Here is a 7,938-nt window from a genome sequence, read left to right as displayed (position 1 = left end):
GGCGCGGGCGGGGCGGGGGGGGGGTCGGGCGGCGGCGCCGGGCGGGCCCGCGGCGGCAGGCGGCGAGCGGGCGAAATACCGATTCCTGGCGTCGAGCGTCCGGGTGGCTCTACCGTCGCGGGATGGCACACCGGAGCGACACCTGGCCCACGCACGAACGCAACGAGCGACCGTGGCGGAGCACCGTCCGCGGGTGCCGTGACGACCGGCTGGTGACCACCGTGCGGGTGTCGCTGCCCCCGTCCATCGCGAGGGCCCGGTGGACGCCCGACGACGACACCGTCGCGCTACTCGACCGGAGCGCCACGGCCCTGCGCGCCCTCGACGTCCACCACGGCTCCCGGCTCGCGCCGCTCGGGTCCGTGCTCGGCCGGACCGAAGCCGTGGCGTCGTCGCGGATCGAGGACGAGTCCGCGTCGATCGACGACCTGGCACGGGCCCTCGTCGGCATCCGGGCGAACGCCGGTGCCACCGCGGTCGTCCGGGCCGGCGGCGCTGTCGAGCACCTGGTGTCCGGAGCGGACTCGGGCACCGTCACCGAGGCCTCCCTGCTCGAGGCACACCGCCTGCTGATGCGCGACGACCCGGTGGACGGACGGTACGCCGGCCGGTACCGCGACGTGCAGAACTGGATCGGCGGCGGTGCCACGCCCCGCGATGCCGTGTACGTGCCACCACCGCCCGAGCTCGTGGCACCGCTGATGGCCGACCTGTTCGCGTTCGTGCACCGTGTGGACCTGCACCCGATCGCCCAGGCCGCGATCGCCCACGCGCAGTTCGAGTCGATCCACCCGTTCACCGACGGCAACGGTCGGATCGGGCGCGCGCTGATCGGTGCCGTGCTCCGGCGTCGCGGGGTGACGACCACGGTCACGGCACCGGTGGCCACCGCGCTCGCGGCGGATCGGCGGCGGTACTTCCGGCACCTCGAGCAGTACCGCGACGGCAAGGTCACCGGGTTCGTGGTCGACCTGGCCCTCGCGATCGGGACGGTCTGTGATGAGGCGACCCTGAACGCCCTGCTGCTCGCCGAGCACGACGCCGGTCGGTCCGTCGGCCCCTGCGCCTCGGGCCCGCACGCCGTCGTCGGCCGTGCGCTCGCCGACGACCCCGTCCTGACCGAAGCGCACCTGGACACCCTGCTCACCACCGACGAGGTCGAGCGCGTCACCCACGACCTGGTGCTGGCGGGAGTGCTCCGTCCGGTCACCGATCGTCTCCGAGACCGGGCGTGGGTCGCACCGGCCGTGGTCGACGAGCTCGAGGCGTTCGAGCAGCGGGTGCAGGCGGCGGTGGGCGGGCGCGAGCGCACGGCGGCCTGACCGGGGGGTGCGGGCGAATAGGGTGGGACGGTGAGCAACGAGCACACCGCATCCACCCCGCCCAGCGCCGCCAAGCGGCCCGTGACACGGACCCACCACGGCATCGACTTCGTCGACGACTACGAGTGGCTGCGGGACAAGGAATCCCCCGACACCCTGGCGTACCTCGAAGCCGAGAACGCCCACACCGACGCCGCCACCGCGCACCTCGCGCCGCTGCGCGACCGCATCTTCGCCGAGGTGAAGAGCCGCGTCCAGGAGACCGACCTCTCTGTGCCGGTCCGCATGGGCGACTGGTGGTACTTCACCCGCACCGCCGAGGGCAGCCAGTACGGCGTGCACTGCCGCGTGCCCGTCGCCGGCCCCGACGACTGGACGCCGCCCGCCGTCGTCGAGGGCGAGTCGACGCTCCCCGGCGAGCAGGTGGTCCTCGACGGCAACGCGCTGGCCGACGGCCACGAGTTCTTCTCCCTCGGCACGTACGACATCAGCGACGACGGCACCCGCCTGGTCTACGGCATCGACGTCGAGGGCGACGAGCGGTACACCCTGCACGTGCGCGACCTGGCCTCGGGGACCGACCTCGGCGACGCCATCCCGAACACGGGCGCCGGCGCCACGTTCGACCCGGCCGGCCGCTACGTCTTCTACCCCACGGTCGACGAGTCGTGGCGTCCGGACAAGATCTGGCGCCACACGGTCGGCACCGCGGCGTCCGAGGACGTCCTGGTGTTCGAGGAGCCCGACGACCGCTACTGGGTCGGTGTCGGTGTCACCCGCTCGTCGCAGTACATCGTCATCGAGCTCGGCTCGAAGATCACGTCCGAGGCGCACGTCCTCGACGCTGCGGATCCGACCGGTGAGTTCCAGGTCGTCTGGCCCCGGCGCGAGGGCGTCGAGTACGAGATCGAGCACGCCATCGTCGGTGGCAGCGACCGGTTCCTGGTGCTGCACAACGACGGCGCCGAGAACTTCGAGCTCGTCGACGTCCCCGCCGACGACCCGACGTCCGAGCGTGACCGCCGCGTCGTCGTGGCGCACCACACCGAACGCCGCATCGAGTCGGTCGACGCCTTCGCCGGACACCTCGCCCTGGAGTACCGCTCCGAGGCACTGCCCCGCGTCGCGATCATCCCGATCGAGGGCGACGGCTACGGCGACGCGCACGAGGTTCCCTTCGACGAAGCACTGTTCTCGGCGGGGCTCGGCGGCAACCCGGAGTGGGAGCAGCCGACGCTCCGCATCGGGTACACGTCGTTCGTGACCCCCTCCGAGGTCAGCGACCTCGACCTGGCCACCGGCGAGGTCACCGTCCTGAAGCGCCAGCCCGTGCTCGGCGGCTACGACCCGGCCGACTACGTGCAGGAACGCGACTGGGCGACCGCGTCGGACGGTACCCGTGTGCCGATCTCGCTCGTCTGGCGTCGTGACGCCGTCGAGGACGGTACCCCGGCACCGCTGCACCTCTACGGGTACGGCTCGTACGAGCACTCGATCGACCCCGGCTTCAGCGTCATGCGCCTGTCCATGCTCGACCGCGGCGTCGTCTTCGCCGTCGCGCACGTCCGTGGTGGCGGTGAGCTCGGCCGGCACTGGTACGAGAACGGCAAGACACTGACGAAGAAGAACACCTTCACCGACTTCGTCGCGGTCGCCGAGCACCTGATCGAGTCCGGCCGGACCACCGCCGACCGGCTCGTGGCCGAGGGCGGCAGCGCCGGCGGGCTCCTGATGGGTGCGGTCGCCAACCTCGCACCCGAGCGGTTCGCCGGCATCCTGGCCGCCGTGCCGTTCGTCGACGCGCTGACGAGCATCCTCGACCCGGACCTGCCCCTCACCGTCATCGAGTGGGACGAGTGGGGCGACCCGCTGCACGACGCCGAGGTCTACCGCTACATGAGCGAGTACACCCCGTACGAGAACGTCCGCGACGACGTGCAGTACCCGCAGATCCTCGCCGTGACCTCGATCAACGACACCCGCGTGCTCTACGTCGAGCCCGCGAAGTGGACCGCGAAGCTCCGCGAGGTCGGCGCGCCCGTGCTGCTGAAGACCGAGATGTCCGCCGGCCACGGTGGTGTCAGCGGTCGCTACGCGTCGTGGAAGGAGCGGGCGTTCGAACTCGCCTGGCTGCTCGACGTGCTCGGGCTCGCCGACGAGACGCCCGCCGCGGCCACCGCCAACCCGATCGCTGCGGGCTGAGCAACGCCTCGCACTTCGTGAGCAGAAGAGGTCGGGTCCGAACGCGGGACCCGACCTCTTCTGCTCACCAAGCGAACAGCGGCGCTCACACGCGGTTGAGCGCGTGCACCGCCTCGTCGTAGGACTCCTCGGCCAGGCGCACCCGGTCCCCCGCCAGCACGCCGTACCCGAACGTGCCCTCACCCCCGCGCTCCGCGATCGCCGCGTTCGCCCGGAGGATGTCGAGGGCGTGCAGGGATCGCACCCGTTCGGTCAGCACGTCGGCAGCGGTGCCGATCCGCTTCCACAGTGCGTGCGGGAACGCGTCGTCGCCGAGCACGTCCATCGCCATCCGGGCGCGCATCGTCTCCTGCCACGCGGCCTCGGTGGTGGTCCGGTCGGCGGCCTCGCGCTCGGCGGCGGTGTCCGAGGTGTCGTCGGCGACGGCGGCCCGGACGAGTTCGCGCACGCGCGGCTTCACGTCGGCGCCGACGTCCTGTGCGACCTGCTTCGGTGCGCGGAGCGACCACGCCGTCGGAGCCGGTCGCTCGGCCGCGTCGTCGAGGGCGTCGAGCAGTTCGAGGAACGGCTCGCCGTGCAGGAACGCGACGACGTCCCGCACCGCCTGGTCGCGACGTTCCCGGGTCGAGGCGAGGATGCGCTCACGGGTCATCGCGTCGACCAGGTCGTCCTGCGCCGGCGACGACGCCCGCGGCAGCCGGTCGATCAGGTACTCGGCCAGCGCCGCACGCGCGGTGACGCCCGCGAGGCCGTCCGCCGCCTCGGCGGCGCGGTCGACGGCCTCGCCGTCGGGGAACGCCGGGCGGTAGGCGCCCAGGATCGCGGCGATCTCGAGGGTCGTGTCGGCCGCCTGCCGGAGGTCGGCCGTGTCGCCGGAGCGGAGCCGGGCCTCCTGGCCGAGCAGCGCGACGCGCAGCTTGCGCACCCGCTTCGCCAGGATGCGTGCGGTCGTGCCCTTGGCCGGCTTCTCCTCGGTCTGGAGGCGCGGTGCCGGTGCTCCTGCCAGCCCGCGTGCCAGCTTGGACGCGACGGCGGCGGGGCCGGCGCCGACGGCCGCGAAGCGTCCGTCGAGGGCCGCGAAGAGCTCGTGGGCGATCTGCGGGTCGACGCCGTCGACGGTCTCGACCTCGACCTCGCGCCAGGTGCGCGGGGTCTCGGGGGCGTCGTCGTCGAGGCGCTGGGCGGTGACCTGGTCGTCGGCGAGCTCGGCGATCTGGTCGCCGTCCTCGTCGAGCAGTCGGGTGACGGTGCGGGTGGTCGTGATCCGGACGACGGGACGCAGCCCGCGGCCGCGGCGCTCCGTGAAGAGCGCGGCGAGGACTTCGTCGGGCACGGTGTCGGCGTCGTCGGTCAGGGGGAACTGCTGCTCGTGGCGGACCGTGTCCGACTCCGAGCGCTTGATGTGCCAGCCGGCGTCGGGGCCACCCGTGCGGCGGCGCACGGTCACCCGCGCGGCCACCAGGTCGTACCGCTCGGTGTCCCAGTAGGTCGCGTCCAGTTCGAACGGCTCCTGGTGCTCGGTGCGGAGGATGCCGCCCGCGCCGACGAGGTCGGGGAGGGCACCGCCCTCGGGCAGGTCGTAGGTGCGCTCGATCTCGAGGTGCGTGTGGCTCACACGCTCTTGTCTACCAGGCACTGCGGGGTTTCCCCGCACCCGGGGTTAGCCTGCAGGGATGAGCGACACGATCACCCGCGAGCAGTTCACGCCCGAAGCCGGCGGCGTCACGATGTTCACCACCACGTGGTGCGGCTACTGCGCCCGGCTGAAGAACCAGATGTCGAAGGCCGGGGTGCCCTTCACCGAGGTCGACATCGAGCAGACCCCCGGTACCGCCGAGCTCGTCGCCGAGGTCAACGGCGGCAACCAGACCGTGCCGACGCTGGTGTTCCCCGACGGCTCGACGGCGACCAACCCGTCCCTGGCCGAGGTGCAGTCCCGCATCTGAGCGGCGGCCCTCCGCAAAACACCGGTGTTCACACTCCGAACACGCGCATGACGCGGTTCAGAGTGCGAACACCGGTGTTTTGCTGTCAGCGCCGAGCGCCGCGCTAGCCGCCGAGCGCCTCGGTCAGCAGCGCAGCCATGGCGTCGAGCTGGATGTCACCGGAGTCGACCACCTCTTCGTCCGAACCGTCGAGCGCGCGGGCGGCCAGGGACGCCTTCGAGTCGATGAGCTCGGCGATCTTGGTGTCGATCGTCTGCGCGGCGATGATGCGCCACGCGGTGACGGGCTCTTCCTGCCCGATGCGGTGCACGCGGTCGATCGCCTGGGTCTGCTCGGCGCTCGTCCACGACAGCTCGGCGAGCACGACGTTCGACGACACCTGCAGGTTCAGACCGACACCGGCCGCGGTCAGCGAGCAGACGATGACGGCGACGTCGGGGTCGTTCACGAACGAGTCGATCTCGGCCGTGCGCTGCGTCGGCGTCTGGTCGCCGCGGATCGTGGCGGTGCGCAGCCCGCGACGGGCGAACACCTCTTCCGCCTGGTCCATCACGTCGAGGTGCTTCGCGAAGAACACGACCTTGCCGACGTTCGAGGCGAGCTGTGCCGCGTAGTCGGCCGCGAGCTGGGCCTTGGCCCGGCCGATGCGGCGGACCATCGAGAACACGTTCTCGCCGGTCGACGAGGCGTCCTGGTCCTCGAGCTCCCAGCGCGCGACCTGGCGGACCAGCTTGTGGTCGATGCCGATGACCGGGTCCTGCCCGGTGCGGGCGTCGAGCGCCTGGTGGTAGCGGCGGACGAGCTTCGCGGTGAGCTCGCGCTCGGCGTCGCGGATGGAGCGGCCCTCGTCACCGTCGAGCTCGACGGGGATGTCGGCGATCCGGCGGGCCGGGATGTCCGCGGCGACGTCGACCTTGCGGCGTCGCACGATGCCCTGGTCGATGACGGCACGGCGGGCCTCGACGAAGAACCCGGGGTCGGCCGGCGTGAGGCCGATCTCCTCGAGCTCGTTCATGAGCTTCGCGCGCGGCTTCTTGTCGTCGATCCAGCCGAGGTACTCCCAGATGGTGCGGAAGTCCTCGACCGAGTTGATCAGCGGCGTACCGGTCAGCGCCATGAGCAGCGGTGCGGCGGTGCGCTGCCGGATGCGCTCGGCGATCTGCAGCACGAACCGGGCGCGCTGCGAGTCCCTGTTCTTGATGAAGTGCGCCTCGTCGACGACCATCCCCTTGAACCCGAAGTTGCCGAGCCACCCGGCGTGCCGGTCGAGGATCTCGTAGTTCACGATGACGATGTCGGCGAACCCGTCGAGGTCGTTGCCGTCCCCGTGGATCACCGTGGCGCGGTGGTTCGGCACCCAGCGCTCGGCTTCACGCGCCCAGTTCGTCTTGACGACGTTCGGCACGACGACGAGCAGCGGGAACGCGTTCGCGGCGTCGGCGGCGAGCAGCGACTGTGCGGTCTTGCCGAGGCCGGGCTCGTCGGCGAGCAGGAACGTGCGGTGCCCCTGCGACGCGGCGGCGACGAGTTCCGCCTGGTGCTTCATGAGCGTGGTGCCCGAGCGCGAGTGCAGCGTCGTGGGCTCCGGCAGCGGCATCGTCGCCGCTCCCCCGCCCGCGCCGTACTCGAACGACTTGAACAGCGGCCCGAACAGCTCCCAGTTCGCTAGGCGACGCGGGTGCGCGACGGGCTGGTCGGCGAGGGCGAAGTCCGGCGGCATGAAGGGGTTCGCCAGCTGGCGCTGCACGACCGCCTGCGGCATGACGGCCCGCACCGGGGTCTCGACCACCGCGGCCGGCTCGGACGCGATGACGAGGTCCTCCGGCTGCAGTTCCATGCCGCCGGCGATCATCATGTCGCGCTTGACCGCACGCGTCGCCTCGGACACCTGGACCTCTTCGGCGAGGAGCTGGATGACACTGGTGTCGCGCGCCGCCGTCTTCGCCAGGATCGTGGCCACGCCGTCGAGCCGCTTGAGCTGCTCGGCGCGCTGCGCGTCGGTGAGCTCCGTGTCGGCCTTCACCCGCGCGCGCTCTTCGCGCATGAGCAGGGCGACCGCCTGGAACTTCGTCCGGTTCGATGCCTTGAGCGGTCCGCGCTGCGCCGCGGCCTCGACCTCGCGCACAGCGCGGGCGAGGACGGGGATGACGCCGTCGTTGTCCAGCGGTCTGGTGCGGCGTGACGCGGTCCGCGTCCCGCCGGCAGCACGCCGGGTGCCTGATCGAGCCAACGCTCCTCCTGTTCCGCCCACACGTCGGGGCGATCCGCCCGTGGGGCGGGAAGTCCTGCACCGGCGCCTGGCGCGGCTCCGGTTCAGCTGCGGGCCACCGTGGCCCACCGCATCGCCGGTCCCCGCATCGGGACGTCCGGTGGACTCCCGCGAGCCGTTCCACACGAGCACCTGCCGGGAGCAGGTTCGGACGGTCCGCGCCGGGATCCGGCGTCGTCACACGCACGTGATGCCCCCT

The 7,938-nt window shown here is 72.0% G+C and carries 5 protein-coding genes; 3 read left to right on the top strand and 2 right to left on the bottom strand.

All coding sequences use genetic code 11. The features are described 5' to 3' along the window. The first annotated feature begins 122 nt into the window (after window positions 1-122). Window positions 123-1,322 carry a Fic family protein gene (locus HP445_RS01565; RefSeq protein ID WP_128781318.1) on the top strand — a complete coding sequence of 400 codons (1,200 nt, stop codon included), beginning with the start codon at window positions 123-125 and terminating at the stop codon, window positions 1,320-1,322. Window positions 1,323-1,352: 30 nt separating this feature from the next. After that, window positions 1,353-3,524 carry a S9 family peptidase gene (locus HP445_RS01560; protein ID WP_128781317.1) on the top strand — a complete coding sequence of 724 codons (2,172 nt, stop codon included), beginning with the start codon at window positions 1,353-1,355 and terminating at the stop codon, window positions 3,522-3,524. A gap of 85 nt (window positions 3,525-3,609) precedes the next feature. Here the strand turns inward: HP445_RS01560 and HP445_RS01555 are convergent, their stop codons facing one another. Further along, window positions 3,610-5,139, bottom strand: coding sequence for a CYTH domain-containing protein (locus HP445_RS01555; RefSeq protein ID WP_071405572.1), 1,530 nt, complete (start codon window positions 5,137-5,139; stop codon window positions 3,610-3,612). Window positions 5,140-5,197: 58 nt separating this feature from the next. Between HP445_RS01555 and HP445_RS01550 the strand changes: the two genes are divergently transcribed. After that, a complete protein-coding gene (locus tag HP445_RS01550; RefSeq protein WP_071405571.1) occupies window positions 5,198-5,470 on the top strand; it encodes a mycoredoxin in 273 nt (90 codons plus the stop codon). A 103-nt stretch (window positions 5,471-5,573) separates the two neighbouring features. Here the strand turns inward: HP445_RS01550 and HP445_RS01545 are convergent, their stop codons facing one another. Then, window positions 5,574-7,700: a DEAD/DEAH box helicase gene (locus HP445_RS01545; RefSeq protein ID WP_164941243.1), complete on the bottom strand. Its 2,127-nt coding sequence runs from the start codon at window positions 7,698-7,700 to the stop codon at window positions 5,574-5,576. Between the last annotated feature and the right edge of the window lie 238 nt (window positions 7,701-7,938).

This window comes from Curtobacterium flaccumfaciens (assembly GCF_013359815.1).
Taxonomy (GTDB): domain Bacteria; phylum Actinomycetota; class Actinomycetes; order Actinomycetales; family Microbacteriaceae; genus Curtobacterium; species Curtobacterium flaccumfaciens.
Note: the sequence above shows the minus strand (reverse complement) of the source record. Positions and strands in the feature narration are given on the sequence as shown.

What these genes read in the sequence shown, in the direction of transcription:
- HP445_RS01565 (WP_128781318.1), top strand. Translation starts at nt 123, where the DNA reads ATGGCACACCGGAGCGACACCTGGCCCACGCACGAACGCAACGAGCGA.
- HP445_RS01550 (WP_071405571.1), top strand. Translation starts at nt 5,198, where the DNA reads ATGAGCGACACGATCACCCGCGAGCAGTTCACGCCCGAAGCCGGCGGC.